17 protein-coding genes and 2 pseudogenes are annotated in these 20,327 nt (G+C 64.1%); 5 read left to right on the top strand and 14 right to left on the bottom strand.

What is annotated here, in order from left to right:
- Positions 1-211: 211 nt before the first annotated feature.
- From BUS42_RS39245 to BUS42_RS44560, 11 genes and pseudogenes are all read right to left on the bottom strand, one after another.
- Positions 212-664, bottom strand: a complete 453-nt coding sequence (locus BUS42_RS39245) for a type II toxin-antitoxin system VapC family toxin (RefSeq protein ID WP_074316953.1) — start codon at positions 662-664, stop codon at positions 212-214.
- A complete protein-coding gene (locus BUS42_RS39250) occupies positions 661-915 on the bottom strand; it encodes a type II toxin-antitoxin system Phd/YefM family antitoxin (RefSeq protein ID WP_074316955.1) in 255 nt (84 codons plus the stop codon). The genes BUS42_RS39245 and BUS42_RS39250 overlap by 4 nt, the downstream gene beginning before the upstream one ends.
- Before the next feature lie 478 nt (positions 916-1,393).
- Positions 1,394-2,734 carry a DUF1552 domain-containing protein gene (locus tag BUS42_RS39255; protein WP_074316957.1) on the bottom strand — a complete coding sequence of 447 codons (1,341 nt, stop codon included), beginning with the start codon at positions 2,732-2,734 and terminating at the stop codon, positions 1,394-1,396.
- Entirely contained in the window at positions 2,731-4,767 is a 2,037-nt protein-coding gene (locus tag BUS42_RS39260) for a DUF1592 domain-containing protein (protein ID WP_074316959.1), read from the bottom strand. The genes BUS42_RS39255 and BUS42_RS39260 overlap by 4 nt, the downstream gene beginning before the upstream one ends.
- Positions 4,768-4,859: 92 nt before the next feature.
- Complete coding sequence (locus BUS42_RS39265; RefSeq protein ID WP_074316961.1) at positions 4,860-6,026, bottom strand: DUF1559 domain-containing protein; 1,167 nt, start codon at positions 6,024-6,026, stop codon at positions 4,860-4,862.
- A gap of 91 nt (positions 6,027-6,117) precedes the next feature.
- Positions 6,118-6,600: a hypothetical protein gene (locus BUS42_RS39270; protein WP_074316963.1), complete on the bottom strand. Its 483-nt coding sequence runs from the start codon at positions 6,598-6,600 to the stop codon at positions 6,118-6,120.
- A gap of 733 nt (positions 6,601-7,333) precedes the next feature.
- Positions 7,334-8,557 carry a serine hydrolase domain-containing protein gene (locus BUS42_RS39275; protein WP_074316965.1) on the bottom strand — a complete coding sequence of 408 codons (1,224 nt, stop codon included), beginning with the start codon at positions 8,555-8,557 and terminating at the stop codon, positions 7,334-7,336.
- A 42-nt stretch (positions 8,558-8,599) separates the two neighbouring features.
- Entirely contained in the window at positions 8,600-8,950 is a 351-nt protein-coding gene (locus tag BUS42_RS39280; protein WP_074316967.1) for a DUF1048 domain-containing protein, read from the bottom strand.
- Positions 8,947-9,276, bottom strand: a complete 330-nt coding sequence (locus tag BUS42_RS39285) for a PadR family transcriptional regulator (RefSeq protein ID WP_074316970.1) — start codon at positions 9,274-9,276, stop codon at positions 8,947-8,949. The genes BUS42_RS39280 and BUS42_RS39285 overlap by 4 nt, the downstream gene beginning before the upstream one ends.
- A 307-nt stretch (positions 9,277-9,583) precedes the next feature.
- Positions 9,584-9,850 (bottom strand): hypothetical protein, encoded by a 267-nt coding sequence (locus BUS42_RS39290; RefSeq protein ID WP_074316972.1) that lies wholly within the window; start codon positions 9,848-9,850, stop codon positions 9,584-9,586.
- Between the two features lie 118 nt (positions 9,851-9,968).
- Positions 9,969-10,097, bottom strand: a pseudogene (locus tag BUS42_RS44560) (alpha-hydroxy-acid oxidizing protein); the annotation flags it as partial.
- Positions 10,098-10,743: 646 nt separating this feature from the next.
- Between BUS42_RS44560 and BUS42_RS39300 the strand changes: the two are divergent.
- Both BUS42_RS39300 and BUS42_RS39305 read left to right on the top strand, forming a co-directional pair.
- Positions 10,744-11,892 (top strand): hypothetical protein, encoded by a 1,149-nt coding sequence (locus tag BUS42_RS39300; protein WP_143206684.1) that lies wholly within the window; start codon positions 10,744-10,746, stop codon positions 11,890-11,892.
- Positions 11,893-12,352: 460 nt separating this feature from the next.
- Positions 12,353-14,983: a bifunctional YncE family protein/alkaline phosphatase family protein gene (locus BUS42_RS39305; RefSeq protein WP_074316977.1), complete on the top strand. Its 2,631-nt coding sequence runs from the start codon at positions 12,353-12,355 to the stop codon at positions 14,981-14,983.
- A gap of 137 nt (positions 14,984-15,120) precedes the next feature.
- Here BUS42_RS39305 and BUS42_RS39310 read toward each other — a convergent pair whose 3' ends face one another.
- From BUS42_RS39310 to BUS42_RS44565, 3 genes are all read right to left on the bottom strand, one after another.
- Entirely contained in the window at positions 15,121-15,564 is a 444-nt protein-coding gene (locus tag BUS42_RS39310; protein ID WP_074316979.1) for a hypothetical protein, read from the bottom strand.
- Between the two features lie 112 nt (positions 15,565-15,676).
- On the bottom strand, positions 15,677-16,819 hold the full coding sequence (locus tag BUS42_RS39315) for a DUF1559 family PulG-like putative transporter (protein WP_074316982.1): 1,143 nt from the start codon (positions 16,817-16,819) through the stop codon (positions 15,677-15,679).
- A gap of 1,100 nt (positions 16,820-17,919) precedes the next feature.
- Positions 17,920-18,063, bottom strand: a complete 144-nt coding sequence (locus tag BUS42_RS44565) for a hypothetical protein (protein WP_216821133.1) — start codon at positions 18,061-18,063, stop codon at positions 17,920-17,922.
- A gap of 270 nt (positions 18,064-18,333) precedes the next feature.
- Here BUS42_RS44565 and BUS42_RS39320 point away from each other — a divergent pair, with 270 nt between their 5' ends.
- The 3 genes and pseudogenes from BUS42_RS39320 to BUS42_RS46875 all read left to right on the top strand — a co-directional run.
- Positions 18,334-18,498 carry a hypothetical protein gene (locus tag BUS42_RS39320; protein WP_254054095.1) on the top strand — a complete coding sequence of 55 codons (165 nt, stop codon included), beginning with the start codon at positions 18,334-18,336 and terminating at the stop codon, positions 18,496-18,498.
- 6 nt (positions 18,499-18,504) lie between these two features.
- Complete coding sequence (locus BUS42_RS39325; RefSeq protein WP_074316983.1) at positions 18,505-18,849, top strand: type II toxin-antitoxin system PemK/MazF family toxin; 345 nt, start codon at positions 18,505-18,507, stop codon at positions 18,847-18,849.
- A gap of 591 nt (positions 18,850-19,440) precedes the next feature.
- Positions 19,441-19,605: pseudogene (locus tag BUS42_RS46875) on the top strand (integrase); the annotation flags it as partial.
- Between the last annotated feature and the right edge of the window lie 722 nt (positions 19,606-20,327).

Consider the following 20,327-nt stretch of genomic DNA (forward strand, 5'->3'; position numbering starts at 1 on the left):
ATCATCGCGTGATCAGTATTCGCCTCGCCATAGCATCGTCCCAAAAGATGCGTGACCTGACGAGTATGGAGTTCGCAGAGGGTGAGGAGAGTCTCATCTAATTCGCACAAACAAAATCAACACCCAAGAACACAAAAACATTATCACCTCATCTCATCTCGCATCCGGCCAGTGCCAACCATGCGGAATGCGGGGCCTTTGCCGACTGACTTTAATGAACGCCGTATAACAGCACGCCGACAGATTTGGCGGCGGCGCGCAGCTTTTCGTCTAGCGTCGCCAGCGGCAGGCCACGCCGCATTGCCAGTTCCAGGTAGGCGGCGTCGTAGGCGGAAAGGTTCTGCGCGCGGGCGAGATGGGCGATGTCGGCGAAGGCGTGGAATTTCGTTTCTTCATCAACGGTAATGGGCAGTTCGGCGAGAAATCCGAGCCAGGTGGCGGTTTCGGTTTGGGTGGACCGGTTTCGTCGTTCTCCTACGACCAGCGTGTTTGCCACTTCCAGGTGCCAGAGATCGGGGACGAAGGCTGACTGGGAAGCCAGCGCGTCGAGAACCGACTGCGGGTAATCGGCCCGCTCATCGGAAAAGCACCAAGCAAGGGCAATGGAACTGTCGAGAATCAACCCTTCCTTGGGCGGACTGCCGACCCCCTTCTTCTTGCTCATGGCCGTCCCTCCTCGATCATCTCCTTGATTTCTTGGAGGGAAACCGGGCCGCGTGAACGGGCCTGCTGCTTGCTGTACGCCCGAAATTCCTCGATGACCACCTTCACGTCACGCGGGGGCACTTGCTGGGCCGGGGAAAGCACGGCCACCGGTCTACCGCGTTTGGTGATGGTGATCGTCTCTCCCTTTTCCACCTGGCTAAGCAACTGGGGCAAGTGCGTTTTCGCCTCGTATGAGCCGACGGATTTCATCAATGGGCCTCCCGGGTCAACCTGGTCTCATAGAACTAGTCTAAACCAGATCACCCAGTTTGCCAAGCACGAATGACAGTTCGGTTGACGCTTTCACGAGGTTGCAACGGAGACGAAACAAGCGATATCGCCCCCCATCAGAGCATTAAGAGTTTTGGTGAAGTCAGAATTCTGCCGCCGCTTAAAATGGGAGCGTCGCGAAAGCAATAAAGAGACCAACGGACACTTCAACTACAAGCCAGGCCACACAAACTTCATAGCCGTTTTTTTCACATCCCAATTTACAATATATCTTATTTTACACAAAGAATGTCTCCATTTCCAATCTCGTCCCGAGTAGCGTCTGACATGACCGTCACGCGGTCCGCGGAAGACGAAGAGTCTTTCACCCATTTCACGCAGACTGCGTCAAGAATTAAAAATGTCCCCATTTCTGCTCCGGCAGGGAAGCGACAGGAGGAAAAGAGGAAGGGACGCGCTAGGCATTGATGGCCGCGAGCCTCCCCGTGCTGTCGCCGAACGACTCGACCGGGACGCACATCCGGTCGAGCATCGAGAGGTGCAGGTTCGTCAGCGGGGTCCCCTTGGGAAGGAGGACGTGACGACCCGTCTTCAAGGTGCCGTTCCCCTTGCCGGCCACGAGGATCGGCAGATCGTCGTGGCTGTGGGCATTGCCGTCGCTGATCCCGCTCCCATAGGCGATCATGCAATGATCCAGGAGCGTGCCGTCGCCTTCCGGGACCGACTTGAGCCGGTCGAGCAAGTAGGCATATTGCTCGACGTGAAACCGATTGATCGCTCGGATCTTCTCGTACTTCCGGGGGTCCTTGCCGTGGTGCGACAGGTCGTGGTGCCCCTCGGGCACGCCGATGGCGCCGTAGCTGCGGTTGCTGCCGTCGTTGGCGAAGACGAAGGTCGCGATCCGGGTCAGGTCGGCCCGGAACGCGAGGACGAGCAAGTCGCACATCAGCCGGAGGTGTTCGCGGTAGTCGCTGGGGATGCCGGCCGGGCGGGCCAGGCGGGACTGGCCGACCTCGATCACGGGCCGGGCCCGGTCGATCCGTCGTTCGATCTCGCGGACTCCGGTCAGGTACTCATCGAGTTTGCGGCGATCGGTGCCGCCGAGCTTGTCCCGAAGCTTGCGGGCGTCCTCGGCGACGAAATCGAGGAGGCTCCGGTCGCGCCTCCCGCGACGGGCGGCGCCTGGATCGGCCTGACCAAGGACCTGGCCGGCGAAGAGGCGTTCGAAGACGAGCCGGGGGTCGACCTCCTTGGTCGCCGGGGCCGATTCTCCTCGCCAGGAGAGGTTGACCTGATAGGCGCAGCTGTAGCCATGGTCGCACTGGCCGGAGTCTCGGCCCCCCTCGCAGCCGATCTCGAGCGAGGCGAACCGGGTGGCCTGGCCCACCTTCCTGGCGGCGAGTTGGTCGACCGAGATCCCGGCGCGAAGGTCGGCCCCCCCGGTCTTGCGCGGGTGGGTACCGGTGAGGAAGGCGGCCATCGCCCGGGCGTGGTCGCCGCCGCCGTCGCCGTGGGCTCGGGCCTGATCCAGCGTCAATCCGCTGAGCACGAGCAGGTCGTCTCGGACCGACCGCAACGGCTCGAGCAGGGGGGGGAGGTCGTAGTCGGGGCCGGTCGTCCGAGGGGTCCAGTCCGGCATGTGGACCCCGTTGGGCACGTAGACGAAGGCCATCCGGGTAGGAGACTTGGTCGCCGGGGCCTGCGCCCGAGCGGGACCGGACGACATGGCCTCCAGCAGCGGCAAGGCCATCGCCGCGCCTGCCCCTCGGAGTACCGTCCGCCTTGAAAGTGTCTTCATGATGATGGTTTCCCTCGCGACTGCGATCGATTCTGAAACGGAGGACTCGCGACGATGGCGAGCACCAGGCTCGAGAACCGGTAATCGTCGCGTTTCAAAGTGCGGGCGATCGCTTCGACGAAGCAGCGATCCGCGAGGCCCAGGCCGCGGCCGAGCGCGTAGGTGAGCAGCTTTTCGGACAGGCAACGGGCGAACATTTCCCGGCGGGCCTTCAGGACGGCCCGCAGTCCGGCAGGCCCTCGGAAGGACTCGGCTCCGAGCAGCGTCCCGGACGCGTCGAGGGGCTTGCCATCTTCGCCCGATGATCGCCAGCCGCCGATGGCATCGAAGTTCTCCAGGCCGAAGCCGAGAGGGTCCATCCGGGCGTGGCACGAGGCGCAGGTGGGGTTGGTGCGGTGCCGCTCCAGCTGCGCCCTGATCGTCCCGGCGGGTGTGGCCCCGTCCTCTGCTTTCAGGCCCTCGACGCCCTCCGGCGGCGGGGGCGGCGGCATGGCGAGGAGATTGTCGAGGACCCACTTGCCTCGCTTGACCGGGGAAGTCCGCGTCGGGTTGGACGTGACCGTGAGCACGCTGGCGTGGGACAAGACGCCGCCTCGAGGGGTGCCGGCCAGGGAGACTCGTCGAAACCGATCGCCGACGACTCCGGGGATGCCGTAATGGCGGGCGAGCCGCTCGTTGACGAAGGTGTAATCCGCGTCGAGGAACTCCAGCACGCTCCGGTCCTCGCGGATGATCGCCCCGCAGAACCGCGCGGTCTCCCCGAGCATGGCCCGGCGGAGCGGTTCGTCGAAGTCGGGGAAGAGCTTCGGGTCGGGCGTGACGTCCTGGAGACTTCGGGTCTGGAGCCACTGGGCGGCGAAGCCGTCCACCAGGGCCCGGGCCTTTTCGTCGCGGAGCATCCGGCGGGCCTGCTTCGCCAGGTTGTCACCCCGTCGCAGCTCACCCCGAGCGGCCAGCCGGTAGAGCTCGTCGTCGGGCATGCTGCTCCAGAGAAAGTACGAGAGGCGAGCGGCCAGTTCGAACTCGTTGACGGGGCCACTCCTTCCCTCCTCGCCCGTCTCCGGTTCCGTTTCGGCGAGGAACAGGAAAGTGGGCGAAATCAGGACCGCCTTGAGTGCGTATCGGATCGCCTCGTCCATGGTGTCGCCGTCCTTGCGGGCCGAGTCCACGAGCGCGACCAGGCGAGTCAGTTCCTCGTCGGTGGCGGGCCGGCGGTAGGCACGGTCGGCGAAGCCTCGGAGGATTTCATAGGCCCGGCGGAGGGCGAGCACTTCCGGGTCCTCGACGATGGGGGCCGAAGACAGGGGCCGGCCGATCCGCTTGACGGGTTCCGATCGGACAGGACGGACGAGCTTCCGGTGGACCGAGGGGACCATGTCGAGGGGTGGATTCATGATCCTCGACCACGCCTGAGGGGTACGAGCCGCCGCTCCGATCGCGCGGTCGGCCGCCGCCAGATACTTTTCCAACAGGACGGGGGGGATCGACAGGACGTCGCCGATGTTGTCGAAGCCATAGCCGACGTCGTCGGCCGGGAAGGCGTCGGCGAGATGGAGGTCGAGGTCGAACAGGTCGCGGATCGTGTTATTGTACTCGGCACGATTGAGCCGGCGCAACGTGACCCGGCCCGGGTCGGCATCAGGTGAGGAGCACCGGAACACTTCGGCGTCAAGCCATTCGTCGATGGCGGCCAGTTCCGCCGTGGAGGGCCTCGCTCGGCCGCTCGGAGGCATGGTCCCCGAGCGCAGGGCATCGGCGACCCGGCCCCAGGTCTCGAGGTCTTCGCGGCTCGAGGCTCGTTCCCCGAGGCCATCCAGGGCGATCCCACCCCGCTTCGTGGCGGAATCGTGGCATTCCAGGCAATGCCGGTCGAGCGCCGGGGCAACGTGCGTCTCGAACGTCGGCTTGGGTCGGGTGAGGGGTGATGGGGCCGTCTCGACCTCATCAAGGCCCGGCGAAAGCGTCGGACGATCGCCGCAGCCCGAGAGTCCCGGCAGGAAGGCCAGGCCGAACAGGATGAAAACTCTTGTCATGGGAAAGTCCGGGAGTTCGGACGCGGGGCGGCCCTGTGCGAGGGAAGGCCGCCCCGGATTGGGGAAGTGAGAGTGGGGCGGGACCGGTCGGCTCAGTAGCTATCGGCGCTCAAGAGCTCGCCGCCGGCCCGGGTGACCAGGGCGGCCACGATCGGGACCGAGAGCGAATCCTTGAGGAAGTGGACTGAGCCGTCGGCGAAGAGGGCGTTGGCGCCGCCCGGGTGGAACGAGTAGATCTCGTTGTTGCTCGTGCAATTGATCATGCATGTACCACCCCGAATGCCGTTCTGGCGGCCCTGGGCGCCGGCGATGACGGAGTAGGTGAACTGGTCGGCCCAGGCCCCGCCGCCGCTGGTTACCGGCTCGATGATGCCGTCAACCAGGAGGCCGTTGACCTCCGACTTGTACATCTGCCGCTTGCCGTTGTAGCCGATCGGCTTGGAGCCGGACTCCGAGACGATCAGAGTATTCGACGTGCCGTCGAGGATCGAGGCGATCCGGATCTTGCCGGCGATCAGGGGGTCGGCGATGGTCCCGGAGTTGATCGCCGGCGTGGCCGCCGTGATCGTCGACGGGTTGCCCACCGTGGTGATGTACGCCGGGTTCATGCCCGCGGCGATGAGCGGCACCTGGGAGATGCCGGGGATCGGGAAGTAGTCGGTCCGGCCCCAGATCTGGGTCGGAGGGGGATTCAGGTTCGAGGCACTTCCGCCACTGCCTCCGGCGGCGCCCGGCGTGCAGATATCGCCGCCACCGTTGCCGTAGGGGCCCCAGTTGGCATTGTAGTAGTTGATCGTGGCCGGACCGGGCGACGAGGGGCAGAGGAACGTGTTGATCGCGATCGAGTAAGCCGAGTTCGTGCCCGAATGCGCCCCAGTGGAGGGGGGGATGTTGGCCGTATTGAACGTCGACTGGCTGATATTGATCAGGTTATAGACACTGTTCTGCTCCAAGAAGGGCAGAATCTGAGTCAGGAACGACCCGCAGGCCGTCGGGATCGCCGCCTGTGCGTCGGCATTGGTGTCGGGTTGGGCAAGCCTCGCCACGTCGGAAGGCAAGGCCCCGTAAGTGCTCTCGAAGTTCAACGTGCCCAGGCCGATCTGCTTGATATGGTTGATGCAATCGGTGCGCCTGGCTGCCTCGCGTGCCGCCTGCACCGCGGGCAGCAAGAGCGCGATCAGGACGGCGATGATGGAGATCACCACCAGCAACTCGATCAGCGTGAAACCACGACTCTCAGTCTGTCTGACGGACTTCATCGTTCACTTCACTCCATGAGGGGGGGCGTTCAGCCCCGATCCAAGTTGAGGTACCAACGATCCGGCCGACGTTGGCCGCGATGCCCACGGCTCAATCCGTGAGGTTGAAGGGGGGAAGGGTGTTGCTCCCGTTCTTGACCTCGGCGTCAAGTCGGGGGTGGGCGATGTCGAAATAGCGACCTTTGAGCCGATCATCGGCGATCAGCAGAGGCTTTCCCTCCCTCGCGGCGCGCTTGCCGACCGTGCGCGCCGTGTCGCGGCGATGGGTCCGCAACGGCCCCTGGCGCCACTCGACGAGCACCGCATACTGGCCAGGCGGGGCGCCTGGTCCCAGGTCGCCGGAGTCGAGCCGGAACGAACCGTCGGCCTCGACCTCGCCCCGAGGGATCGCGCCGTTCGATCCGGCGGCGCTCTTGGGGAAGAACGACACGGTCGCCCCGACCGCCGGCTCGCCCTTGTGCAGGACCTTGCCGTAGACGGGATAGCGCCCGTTCGATTCGCCGCAACCGGCGCCGACCAAGGCCAATGCCAACGCCGAGGCGGCCATCACGCCGATGGTCTTCCTGTGAAACATGAGTCTCCGATGCTCCTTCTCAACCACTCGCGTCCACGCCGGATTTCCGCAAAGGAAGCGGATCCGGCGGGGCGAGCATGGGCGAAGACTCTAAGCATTTCATGCGCCAGCGTTCGATTGATTGACGGATCTCTCGGTTGGAAATCGACTTGTGCCGTCGAGCCCGCCTTGGCGGCCAGACCGCCACGGGTTTGACCAATGCAAATCGCATGCACTATCGCGCATATTGCAATGCTCCGCCGCGACTCAACGCCAGAGAGTGAAAGGCTCAGGAAGACAACATCTCCCGGCCGGTGGGCATCGAGATCCGGGGAAACGGAGGGGGCCCCCCTCGAAACGGACGAAATGCCCGCTACAGCGGTTTACCGTCGGATGACCCACGGATTATGACAAACAAATTGACAATCATGACCACGTCTATAATTTTACCGTTCGACTTCAGCCCCAACGGGGCGGCACCAGCGGCACCCCGGCGCGGAGGCGCGGCAGACACGCAAGGTGGGCAAAGCAGTGCGTCTGGCGGGGCCGGCGGCAAGCCGCAATCACCCATACAGGTCGGGATCTTGGTCACTGACACCGCCAGCGATACCAAGCCCACCGAGGAACTGTCACACGACGGATCCCTACCCTCGAAACGAGGGTAGGGATCCGAACTGACACGGAGCTGCGGATCGCGGCCCGTGCACGTCACTCCCGTCGCGCCCGACTCACTCTCGCTGGCGACGATCTCCGCCTAGTCAAGGCACTTTCTTACCGCGGACGCCAGCTCGATGGCACGCGGATCGATCAGGGTGGCCGCCCAGAGATTCGAGACGTAGCCGAAGCCGACCCGGGCTTCGGGGTCGGCAGCCCCCAGCGACCCGCCGCTGCCCGGGTGGCCGAATGACGCTGGGCCGAGCATGGGCATGACGGGCGGGCTAGACCGCCAAAAGCCGAGCGACATGTTAAACATGTTCCTCGTGGCAGGCTCCAGCTCCGGTGGGACGCCGTGCATGCGAGTGCGGTCGGTCTGAACCACCGTCATCGCTGCCACCGTATCGGGCTGGAGGAGGCAGATACCGTCGACGTCGCTCACCGTTGCGGCGTACATGCGGGCGATGGAGCGGGCGTTGGCGAACATGTTCCCGCCCGGGAACTCCGCCGCCCGAAAGGCCCGCGACCCCATGTTCTCCTCGGTGATGCCGCCCACTGACCCAGCCTTGATGAGGACCGAATTCGGTCCCCAAAGGGTCTTCACCAAGGCCACCGCCACGGCGGGGTCCAACCCCATGAGCGCGCCGAAGTCAGTCGCCATGTCCTCGACGGAGTTGTAAGGGAAGGGGGCCGCATCGAGCCGGGCAACCCGCGGCTCGATCTCTTCGGGTAGACCGATCCATGCGGACAGCCCGAGAGGGCCGGCGATTTCCTCGGCGAAGAATGTGCCCAAGGACCTGCCCGTGATGCGTTTGACGACCTCTCCAACGAGAAAGCCGTACGTCTGCGCGTGGTAGAGGTGCTCCGTCCCGGGCGTCCACAGCGGCTTCTGTACTTCTAACGCACGAATCAGCGGATCCCAGGCGCACGCCTCCTCGAACGTCAGCGGCGCGTCGACAACCGGCAGACCGGCCTGGTGGGAGAGCAACCACCGGACCGGGATCTCCTCCTTATCCGCCGCGCCGAACTCCGGCCAGTACCGGATGACGGGAGCATCGAGATCAAGCTCGCCACGCTCGACGAGGAGGTGGGCGCACATTGCGGTCGCACCCTTCGTGGTCGACGCGACGGCCACGACCGTGTCCTGTTCCCACGGGCGATTTCTCTCGCGGTCGGCCAGACCACCCCACAGATCGACCACAGCACGCCCGTCGACATAGACGCAGCATGCAGCGCCTAGGTCCTTTCCTTCTTTGAAGTTGGAGCGGAAGGTATCCGCCACCTGCTCCCAGCCGTCCTCGACCACGCCATTGACGTCACTCATTGCCTCACGCCTCCTATTTCTGGACATCCGTTTCCTATTTCATTACGGTTCGTTGCCCGCGACGCGATCGATGGCCTGGGTCAGCCGTTCCCGCTCCCGGATGATCCACTGACCCACCGGGTAGTTCCGACGAAACGCCTCGGCGAACTCCACAGGGTCCTCCCCGACGATCGCGCGGATCGGGGTCCCGCTCGCCGCGCTCTCGTCGAAGAGGTCGGCAAGATCCTCCAGCATCGCCATCAGCTCGTCGCCCTTCCCCGGCCCGAAGTACATCAGGTACCACTCCAGCGCATCGATCGCGGTGTGATAGTTCGCGGGAAGCTGTCGCGTGCGCGCCTTGTACTTCCAGTAACGTCTCTTCTCGGCGATCATTCGTGATACAAACATGTTCATGCCTTTCTTTTTCGGAGCTGTTCGAGCCGTTCCGCGAGGAAGCTCCACGTCCTCCAGAACTCTTCGAGATATTCCTGTCCCTGAGCGTTGAGCGAATACACCTTGCGCGGCGGCCCCTTCTCGGACGGGATCTTCTCCACGTCGACGAGGCCCTTTTGCTCGTTCCTCACGAGCAGGGCGTAGACGGTGCCTTCGGCGATGTCGGAAAAGCCCTGCTCTCGCAACCGTGCCGTGATCTCGTAGCCGTACGCGGGCTGCACGGACAGGATCGCGAGGACGATGCCCTCCAGCGTGCCCTTGAGCATCTCCGTCATCTGCTTGCCCACGGAACACCTCCTCGACCTACTCAGCGTTACTTACTACCGGTATATAGCACCACTGAGTAGTGACTGTCAAGCGCCACCTGACGGCGGGGGTGTCGGCTCTTGCCACCAGAAGGCCCGAACGGCGGGAACCGCTAAGCCGTTGGGCTCGGTTTTCATTGATTTTCTGATCGGTGACCGCGGTGATGCAATCGCCGTTGGGTGCCACGGGTTGTACTCAACCCGTGAGTGATAGCCTGGGTTTTTGGCTCACGGGTTGGGTACAACCCGTGGCACCCAGGGCTTGCACATAATTCAATACAGAGAAAGATCAGGTCCACGTGCTTAGGCCATCAGCGACGGTGGAACGGGCAGACCTGCCTCGGCCTGCGTTCGAGAGTCCCCACGTCATCGCCAGCAGCTTCGCCTGCGCCTCGGCCTCCGTCACCGTGATCGCGTGCTGTCCTGACTCGCTCCCGAATCCCGTGCGGCAGCCGGCGTGATGTAGCCAGACGTAGTCCTCGTCGCCGCGGAGCGACGGTTCATCGAGCGAGCGGACGAGAACATGTTGCTCGTCGACAGCTCTTCCGCGGGCCATCTGGCCAGGTCGTCTGCGATCTTTCTGAGATCGACGTCATCGTGACGGACGCCGGAATCTCCGTGGCTGATCGAGAGGTGGTGGGAAAGGCCGGCGTTCGCCTGGTGATCGCGGAAGCCTAAAGTTCCGTCGCCAGGACCTCCCGGTCGATCTGGCTCACGCTCGTCACACCGGTCAGGGACATCGCGACGCGCATTTCAGCTTCGATCAGCTCGAGAAGGTGGCTCACCCCGCTCTGGCCGCCGGCCACGCTCGTCGGCGTCTCCTCGTCCTGCCCCTGCCACTCGGGGTCGTCACGGCCCTGTCCGGCTCCTTGCCCCGTCGCGGTTCCTCGGCTTATAGGGGAGACTCAAGTGGCCAAGCACCCCAGTTGGGAGGCCTAGGAGAATCAGCGAGGATAGGCAGCCATCGCCTACCCCAGATGAATTCGCCATGTTCTCCGTCTTACCCTTTTTCGATGCCAGTCCACCGACATCCCCCTATCGAGAAGATGCGGGGAGCCCAAACAGGAGCGTCCGGGCCTCCCGAGAAAGCTTACGGACCGCTTGTCCGTTGATCGGGGCCCCCGGGACAAGTGAGGTGGGGACGGTCCGTCCTGACGGACCGAACCCGAGGTCGGCTAGGGCTGATGGCAATCGTTACAATATTTCTGAACAAACAGGACATGTCAACCAACAAACGCTCTTGATTTATTCAGTTTATCTGATTAAATGCGCTATGACATCGACCATGTGAGACAAATCGGTGGTCGAATGGGACTCATCCGGGAGATCCCCGATGGTCTGGGAAATCTCGGTTTGATGTTACCTCGGTTGCGTGTGACCTCCCCTGCTCCAAAGGGGACGAGAAGGGCGAGGCCCAAGTCTTCCCCATTTCCCCCGGAGGGTCGTACGATGAGAATGACTCGGTACTACTGGATCGTTCCCGCTCTCGTGGCCGTGCTGGGCGCAGGGCGCGGGGCCAGAGGCCAGAATGAGAGAGACCTCAGGCCGGAGGTCGATCAGTTGGTGCAGTCGGTGGCGGAGAAGCTCGAGTCGGTCGGCGACAAGCTGGAACTGACCGCCGACCAGCGGGCGAAGATCCGCGAGGCCCACGCCAGCTTCGAGGCGAAGTACAAAAGCCTGCGGGGCGAGCGGCGCGACCTGCTCCACTCGGAGTTGACAACCCTGGGCGCCATCCTGACCCCCGAGCAGCGTGACAAGGTCAAAGACTTCGCCGAGGATCGCATCGAGGCGAGGAAAATCGAGACCGCCGAGCGCGACTGGCCCCGTTTCGCCGGCATGCGCGACACGATCGCCGAGAGGATTCAGGGGGCCGGCGCCTCGCTCGGCTTGACCGACGAGCAACGCAAGCATATTCGCGCGGCCTGGGCCCCATTCGCAGAGAAATACCGAGCCGAACGTGCCCGGCGTCGGGATCTGGTCGAAGCCGAGTTCAAGGACATCGCCGCGCTGCTGACCCCCGAGCAGCGGCGAAAGGCGCGCGAGGCGATCGAGGAATCATGCGTCCGCGCCCAAATGGCGGCGTCTGTCGCCGAGCGACTCGATGCCATGGCCGACTCTCTCGGGCTTAACACCGACCAGCGTCAGCGGATCGTCGCGGCCCACCGCCCCTTCGCCGAGAAGTACCGGGCACTCAGGGACGAGCGTCGCGAGTTGCTCCGGGACGAGCTCAAAGCGATCGGTGCCGTCCTGACCCCCGCCCAGCGCGAGAAGCTCGAGAACTTCGCCGAGGACCGGATCGTCCTCATCGGAGTCGCGCCTGGGGAGAATGACCGGGCCGAGGCCATGAAGCATCTCCGCGAGTCCATGGCTGAACGGCTGGAAACGGTCGGCGACAAGCTGGGACTGACCGCCGACCAGCGGGCGAAGATCCGCGACATCCACGACAACTTCGCGGAGAAGTACAAGGACCAACGTACGCAACGCAAGGTCCTCAGACAGGCGGAGTTGGATGCTCTGAACCCGATCTTGACCTCCGCGCAGCGCGCCAAGGTTGAGGATTTTGTCGAGGATCACTTCGAGAGGACCAAGCGGAACTGAGCGGAGCGCTTCACCACCCAGAGTGGCGTTCTCCGCGTCCGGGGGGGGAGCCGCCCCACCCCCGGATTCGTTTTGATCTCGAGGGCGCGGGACGGGCTGTTCCCCATTTATTGGTCCACTTCAACGGGACGGCCACAGTGGCCAGGCACTTCAGCAGGGAGGTCTGGGATGACCAGTGACCAGACCCTTCAGAGAGTGACCAGTGACGAGGCACTTCAGCGATATGTCTATTCTGTTGTAAAAGATCAACAGCGGTTCATTCGATGGATTTTCGCGGTCCCCCGCTTTACCTTCTTTAGGTGCCTGGCCGCCGGCCAAGCTCGTAGGCGTCTCCTCGTCCTGCCCATGTCACTCGGGGTCGTCACGGCCCTGTCCGGCTCCTTGCCCCGTCGCGGTTCCTCGGCTTATAGTGTCGGGCCGGAGTGCAGGCAAAGCGACCTGAGGGCCGAGGAGTCTGGGAATGCAGAATCGCGGGAACTGGTGGGGCGTCGCAGTTGTCCTCGTCTTCGTCGTGGCGAGGACGCCGGTGGCCGGGGATGAAGCGGTGCGGGTGGGGCCGACCCCTGACGGCCGGGGATGGGTCGCGCCGACGAAGCAGGTGCTCCGGCCGGCGGGACAGGCGATCGAGTACGGAGGTCGTCCCGTCGACCTGGTCCTGGCGCCCGGGGGCCGACGGCTCTACGCGAAGGACCACCGGGGCCTCGTCGCCATCGACCGTGAGGGGTGGAAGATCGTGCAGGAGCTCGCCTTCCCGAAGGGAGGGGGCTCGATGCACGGGATCACCATCTCGGCGGACGGGACGCGAGTGTTCGCGACGACCGCCCAGGACTCCCTGGATGAGGCGACCGTCGGCGCGGACGGGTCGCTCGCCTGGTCCCGGAGGATCGCGCTGCCGGGTCCGGGGGGCAAGGGCGACTCGCATGCATGTGGCATCGCCCTCTCGGCCGACGGGGCCACCGCATATGTCTGCCTCTCCCGGAATAACACCCTCGGCGTGGTGGACCTGGCGGGGGGGAAGCTCGTCAAGGAGATCCCCGTCGGCGTCGCCCCGTTCAACGTGACCTTGTCCTCGGACGGCGCCTCGGCCTTCGTCTCGAACTGGGGAGGACGACGGCCCCACGCGGGGGAGAAGACCGCCCCGTCGTCGGGGACCCCGGTCCTGATCGACGAGCGCGGGGTCGGCAAGAGCGGGACCGTGGGCAAGGTCGACCTCGCCGCGGGCAGGCAGGTCGCGGAGGTCGCGACGGGCCTTCACCCCGCCGACCTCGTCTCACACGCGGGCTCGGGCCGGCTCTACGTGGCCAACGCCAACTCCGACACCGTCACCGTCATCGACACGGCGGGGATGACGGTGGTGGAGACGATCCTCGTCCGTCCCGAGCCGTCGCTCCCCTTCGGGAGCGCCTCGAATGCCCTCGCGCTGTCCGCCGATGGCCGGACGCTGTTCGTGGCCAATGGGGGCAACAACGCCCTGGCCGTCGTGGACCTGGCACCCGCCCCGGAGAAGGGCGAGGCCCCAGGCGCGAGCAAGGTGCGTGGGTTCGTCCCGACGGCGTGGTATCCCGGGGCGGTCGTCGCCGACGGGGGCGAGCTGTTCGTGGCGAACGTCAAGGGGTTCGGGTCGCGCAATGAGTCGCCGAGCCCGAAGGGCCGGTCGGCCAAGGCGTACCTCGGCGTCGTCTCGAAGGTCCCCGTGCCGGGCCTCGAGGATCTGGCCGTGCAGACCGAGCAGGTCCGGACGAACGCCCGCGTCCCGCAGATGCTCCGCGCCTGGGAGAAGGCCCACGCCGGCGTCGACCCGGTGCCGATACCGAAGCGGCTGGGCGAGCCCTCCGTCTTCGAGCACGTCGTCTACGTCATCAAGGAGAACCGGACCTACGACCAGGTCTTCGGCGACATCCGCAAGGGAGAAGGGGACCCGGCCCTCTGCATCTACGGGCGTGAGATCACCCCCAACCACCACGCTCTGGCCGAGCGGTACGTCCTGCTCGACAACTTCTACTGCAATGGGGTCGTCTCTGCCGACGGCCACTCCTGGGCCACCGAGGGGAACGTCACCGACCACCTGGAGAAGTCCTTCGGCGGGTTCACCCGCAGCTACACCTACGGCGACGACCCGCTGACCTACTCCTCGACCGGGTTCCTCTGGGACAACGTCCTGCTGCACGGTCTCTCCTTCCGCAACTACGGCGAGATGGACTACGCCACCCCGGTCCCCAAGACGGCGACCTACACCGAGATCCTCAAGGATTACGAGGACGGCGAGGGGACGATCGGCTTCGAGGCCTCGATCGGCATCGAGACCTTGCGGCGTTACAGCGCCTCGGGCTATCCGGGGTGGAACATGGGAATCCCCGACGTCGTCCGGGCCGGCATCTTCCTCAAGGCGCTGCACGAGGCGGAGGCGAAGGGCGAGTGGCCGAACCTGACGATCGTCCACTTGCCGAACGACCACACCTCGGGGACCTCGCCCGACATGCCGACCCCAAATGCCTATCTGGCCGACAACGACCTGGCGCTGGGCCGCATTGTCGAGGGCCTGTCCCGGAGCAAATTCTGGCCGAAGACCTGTATCTTCGTCATCGAGGATGACCCGCAGGACGGCTTTGACCACATCGACGGGCACCGCTCGATCGCGCTGGTGATCAGCCCCTACACGAGGCGGGGGGCCGTGGTCCACGACTTCTACAATCAGACCTCCGTGCTGCACACGATGGAGCGCATCCTCGGCTGCCCGCCGATGAATCAGATGGACGCGATGTCCCCCTTGATGTCGGCCTGCTTCCGGGAGACGCCCGACCTCTCCCCGTATGAGGCGCTCCCGGTCAACGTGCCCATCGGCCAGTTGAATCCCAAGTTGAGCGGGCTCGAGGGGCCGGAGCACCACTGGGCCCGGCTCAGCCTGAAGCAGAATTTCCGGGTGCCCGATCGCGTTGAGGACGACGCGATGAACCGGATCCTCTGGCACCGGGCCAAGGGCCTCGACACGCGCTATCCGGCGGAACTGGCCGGGGCGCACGGCAAGGGGCTCGCGGCGCGTCGGCTCATCGGCGTGAAGAGCGACGATGATGACGATGACGACGACGATTGAGTCCGGTCCACCCCGGTCATCCCCCGGGTTCGTGAGCCAAGGCGCGCCGGGCCAGGACTCGAGGTGCTCCTTGCAAGGCCGGCGACTTGAAGTGGGGACTCTCTCAGGCCAGCCGGAGCCTGGAGAGTCCCCCGATGTCACCTGGCCAGTCGTTCGCGGATCAACCGGAGATCGTCGGGGGTGATGGCCGTCTCCTTGGCGAGGAGCTCGACGACCTTCCTACCCGCTTCGGTGCGGGACATGCCCGGAACCCCGGCGACCCGCTCCTCGGTCTCGGTGAGCAGGCCCTCCAGGGTCGGTACCGCGACCTTCTTGGTGGTTGCGCCACGTTCCGACTTCGTCTGGTCGACGGCTTCGGGCACGGCCGCCTCGGCCTTTTCCCGGGCTGCGATCCGCGCCTTCTGCCTGGTCGAGGCGCGATCGGGGAGGGCCTTGTAGCGGAAGAGGAACTCCTGGGCGAGCGATTCCGGGTTGTGTTCCGCGTCCTTGTCGAATTCGACCGCGTTGTTCCCGCAGCCGGGGAATAACGCGGAAGCGGCGAGGGTCAGCAGCGTGAAGATGAGGGATGAGGTCATGCGCATAGGGGGGAGAACCTCGATTGCCAGGATTTCGCGAGCATACGAATAAAAAGGACGGCGCGTGTCTTCGCCCCCGGGGGATCAGCGTCGACCTGAACCGCCCCCGGGGAGGGTCTCAGAGCGCGTCGGCCGAGATGATCTCCCCGCCGTTGCGGGTGCCGAAGGACCACCAGGTCGGCAGGTTGACCGTATTTTTGATGAACCGGACCGAGCCGTCCATCGAGCCGACGTTCACGCCGCCGGAGTGGTTGCTCGTGGGGTTCATTGCCGTATCCCCCTCGAAGCAGCGCAAGGTGTTATCAGCATACACATGAATCGGCGGGGCATTGGGGGGAAAGAGGTGGGCATAGAGGTGCCCTTCCCAACCGTCGGTGAAGGCCCAGGTCGAGCCCTTGTACATGCTCCAGCCCGGCCAGTTCAGGGGGGCGGCCAGGCCGTCGCGGACGGCCACCATGGCGGGGACGTCGTTTTGTTCGATCAGGCGTGAGCTCGTGTAGTTCAGGTTCCGGCGCTTGTCGCTGGATTTGCCCGAGCCGTCGTTCATGAGCGACTCGCTCACGGCGGCGGTGTTCGACGTCCCGTCGGTGATGCTGGCGATGTTGACGTTCTGATTGGTCGTGGCCGCCCTGCCGGCGGTGGCGCAACCGCCCTGCGTCGTGTACATGCGGGACGTGGAGATCACCCCTTGCGATGGCGGGAGGTTGTCGCCGACGGGTGTGCCGCCCGGCATGAGGACGTTGCGGGGATGGGCCGAGTTGCCCACGTAGTTATTGTTGCCGAGCTTGCCGCCGGCGACGTTCACGACCCCGTCTTGCGGCAGGCAGGTGATGCCGTCGGACGGGCAGAGGAAGGTGGCGACCTGGGCCTTGTGCGCGGTGCCGTTCACGCCGTTGACGATGTTATTGGCCCCGTAGAAGCCGTCGGAATAGGTGAAGTTGATCGCGTTGTGGAGCGTCGCCTGCTCGATGAACGGCAGGATCTGGCAGTGCCAGCCCCGGTTGCCCGACGACCCCGCCGCGCCGCCGTACTCGTCTGACCTCCGATACTCATGGATCGGGGTCGAGCCGAAGGCGTCCATGTAGTTGGCGATGCCCAGGCTGATCTGCTTCAGATTGTTAACGCACTGCGCGCGTCGGGCGGCCTCGCGAGCCGCTTGGACCGCCGGCAGGAGGAGGGCGATGAGCACGGCGATGATCGCGATGACGACCAGCAATTCGATCAATGTGAAGCCGCGCCGACTGGTGAAGGATCGTCGCATCGATGAAATTCCTCGTCCTGGATACTAAAGGGTCGGGGGGGGGGGGACGGCTCGAGTTCGGAACGCACGTGGGGCTTCGCTTCGCCCTTTCCTTTCCTCACCTCTCTCCTCCGACGGCGGCCGCATGGCTGCTTTCTGGTGCGCCTTCTTCGTCCCAGGCCGGGGGTGGTGAGAACCGGGCGATCCGTGTCGAGCTGGACCGGCGGGAGGTCCGGCTCTCGCCGGCAGCCCGGTGCCTCGGCGAGCGGCGAGCGGAGGACAACCGAGAGGATGGACTGCTTCGTCGCAGGGCTCCGGCACTCGGGGTGATCCTTCGGAATACGAGACCAAGACATTGGAGGCCTCGCCCCGTGGCGCGAGGGTTGATCACCCTCCCGCCTGAGAGGCGCGCCGCAGGCCACATCAGTTTATCCAAGGGGCATGATAAATCGGGGAAGAATATCGTATCAATCGGTGAATTTCGGAATTCCCGCGAGACGGGGAGCCGAAGTGGCCAAGTCGTTCAGCGGTGAAGCCGCAAGCGGCGTCCGGTCGGCCGGGGGGAGCCTTAGCGGCCAGGCACTTCAGCGAGGAGCTCTGGGAGGTTCAGTGAAGCTGAATTTACCACTGGACACGGCCATGTTGCGACCACAGGCCCCAGTGACCAGGCCTTGCGCCAAGAAGCTCGAGGTGAGGAGGACAACTTACTGCTTGAAACCTTTCACAGGAACCCTGCGAGTCACCAATCCCGTCGAGTAGAGCCGGGCCCGCAGCCAGAAGCGAGTCTTGGGGAAGCAGAATTGGGGTCATTCCTAAATTCTTGACGCGGCGCATGCAAGCTGGACAAAATTACACATGCTAGACAACACATATTACCCCACGTAATCCGAATAACAGTAATACTGACGAATACCCCCCTTTCGGCCCCTCATGTCCTTTTGCGCCAAGAATGTCCCCATTTCCGCTCCCTTTCTGGGGCACGGCCATACCTTCTCCGCTGCTTCACCGATCCGCACGAACTCCCGGCCCCGGCAGACCCATTCCCCCTTGAGCTTGACCTTGCCAACCTCGAGCCGTCAGAGCTGGGCGGGGCCGCGCTTGCTCGGGATCGCCCCAGCAAACTAGACGATGCCGATGACGGCCTCCTGCCTGTCCAGAACGCCCATGACCGGTACGCCACCGCGCAGGATCAGGCCGTCGCGCGGGCCGTAGTTGGCGTAGAACGGACAGGATGGGGGGGGCGTAGGATCGTCATCGTTCGACACAGCGGATTCCTGATCGACGGGCATCGAAATCGCTCATAGCATTGCGTTTTGCATACAACACAGTATACTCGTTAGCAGACTGGAATGGCGACGACCGAGCGGGGAACCTTAGTCGTCGCGATGAATTCGAGGAGTCTTATGCCCCACAATGACCTGAGTACTGCGCGTGACTCGGGTCCGGAATTCAAAACCATGAACACACTTACAGTTCGTATTAGTCGTTCCGCCCATGCGGCCCTCCGATCACTTTCGGAGGAAGTTGACGAACCGATGACCGAGGTGCTTGGCAAGGCGATCGAGGAGTACAGAAAGAAACGCTTCCTGGAAGGTCTCAACGCCGACTTCGCCGCCTTGCGAGAGGACCCGGCCGCCTGGGTGGAGGAACAAAAAGAGCGTGCGGTGTGGGACGCCACGCTGGCCGACGGTCTGGACTGATGACTCATGAGTCCCACAGCAATGCGAGGCGAAATCTGGGGTGCAAATCTCGATCCGACCAAAGGCCGCGAGCAGTCAGGCACTCGCCCTGTCCTGATCGTCTCGGTTGATCCGTTCAACCAAGGACCTGCCCAGTTGGCGATCGTGATCCCGCTCACCAGGACAGATAAGAGGGTTCGCTCTCACGTGCCCATCGCCCCGCCCGAGGGGGGGCTCGACGAGCGGAGTTTTGTGATGTGCGAGGCGGTTCGCTCGGTCTCCAAGGAACGGCTTACCCAGCGCTGGGGAGCGGTCTCCGGGCAGACTCTCGCGGCCGTAGAAGAACGGCTCCGCTTCTTGATGGGACTCTGATCTCGTGGTCGACCGAGAACGCACACCGTGCTCTCGGTCGGCTTTGTCCTTCGCCTTATGCCGCCTCCTGCCCCCATCGCCTCAAACTCGGACCGGAGCGACGCGACACCACCAGTTCTTCAGCCTTCGCCAGCATCGCCTTGACCAATCATCAGGGGGAGCCATCGTGGCCAGGCACTTCAGCGGGGAGGTCTGAGAGGTTCAGTGAAGCTGTATATTCCACTGGACAAGGCCATGTGCGACGACAGGCCCCAGTGACCAGGCATTGCGCCAAGAACCCGAGGAGAGGAGGAGAGCTCACTAGGAACCCTGCGGGTCACCAATCCCGTCCGGTAGAGCCGGGCCAGCAGCCGGAAGTGAGTCTTGGGGAAGCAGAAATGAAAGACGGACGCCGAGAAGCGGTCCCTCCCCGAGCCGACCCGAGGAGCTCTCTCACGGTGTTTGGCAGCCCGTGGCTCCGACCCGGAACCGCTGTTCGTCCGGCTCGACCGGGCCGCCATCACCCCCGACCGGTTGACCGGGGAATCGGTCCGGAAGGTGGTGGCCTCGATAGCCCGTCGCGCCAGAGTCTCCTGACCGTTCCGACCCCACGGCCTCCGGCACATCGCGGTGACGGAGGTGCTCGACCGGAATGAGGGCGACATCCACGCGGTTCAGGAATTTGCCAGGCACTCCGAACTGAAGTCGACGATGAGGTATGATAGGAACCGCCGGGACCTGGCGGCGTCGATGACCCAACTCTTTACCAACGAGTGATCAAACTGCCACTTCGAGAGCCAAAGCATGCGACCACTCCGAATGCGGTTCACGATACGGCGACTGATGGTCGTGGTGGCGGTGGTCGGGGCTGCGCTAGTCGGAGGAATGGAGGGCGTAAGACTAACTCGCTTATCTCGCTTATACCGCGAGCAGGCTTGGGAGTACGAGGGCGCACTATGGGTCGGTGCTGATATGCGACACTCATTGACCTATCCCGGAAACCGCCCTGCGCGCCCCATGGATGCAAAATGGTTGAGGTTGAAGCAAAAGTACGAGGCCGCCGCCCGTCGCCCTTGGATACCGATCCAGCCAGATTCACATAGTCCTTGGAAGGGGAAGGGCGGGCATCGAAGTTATAGCCCGTAATCTGGAATTCGCGGCACACGTGGCTGATTCTTCAATCAGTCCCTGACCGGTGAGCGCTAGAGATTCCCAGGTGTCCGGCGATCTGGACGACCAGGAAACATCCATCGATCTGCTCTTGGATTACTTCCAGGCCCCGTGACACCAGGTTACGCATCTCCACATGCTTCAAATGATTCCAACCCCCTTCGTCCCACGGGTTCAAATCGAGAGCATTGCCAGGCAGAACCTCTAGCCACACTTTGCCACACGTTTCAGTGACTGTCCCATAAGCAGGGTTAGCCTCTCCTCGTCCCAGGGGAACCCCATTAAGCGATGCGCCCGGCAGTAGACCGACCGAAACGGTTTTGAGCACG

It is taken from the genome of Singulisphaera sp. GP187 (assembly GCF_900129635.1).
GTDB lineage: Bacteria > Planctomycetota > Planctomycetia > Isosphaerales > Isosphaeraceae > Singulisphaera.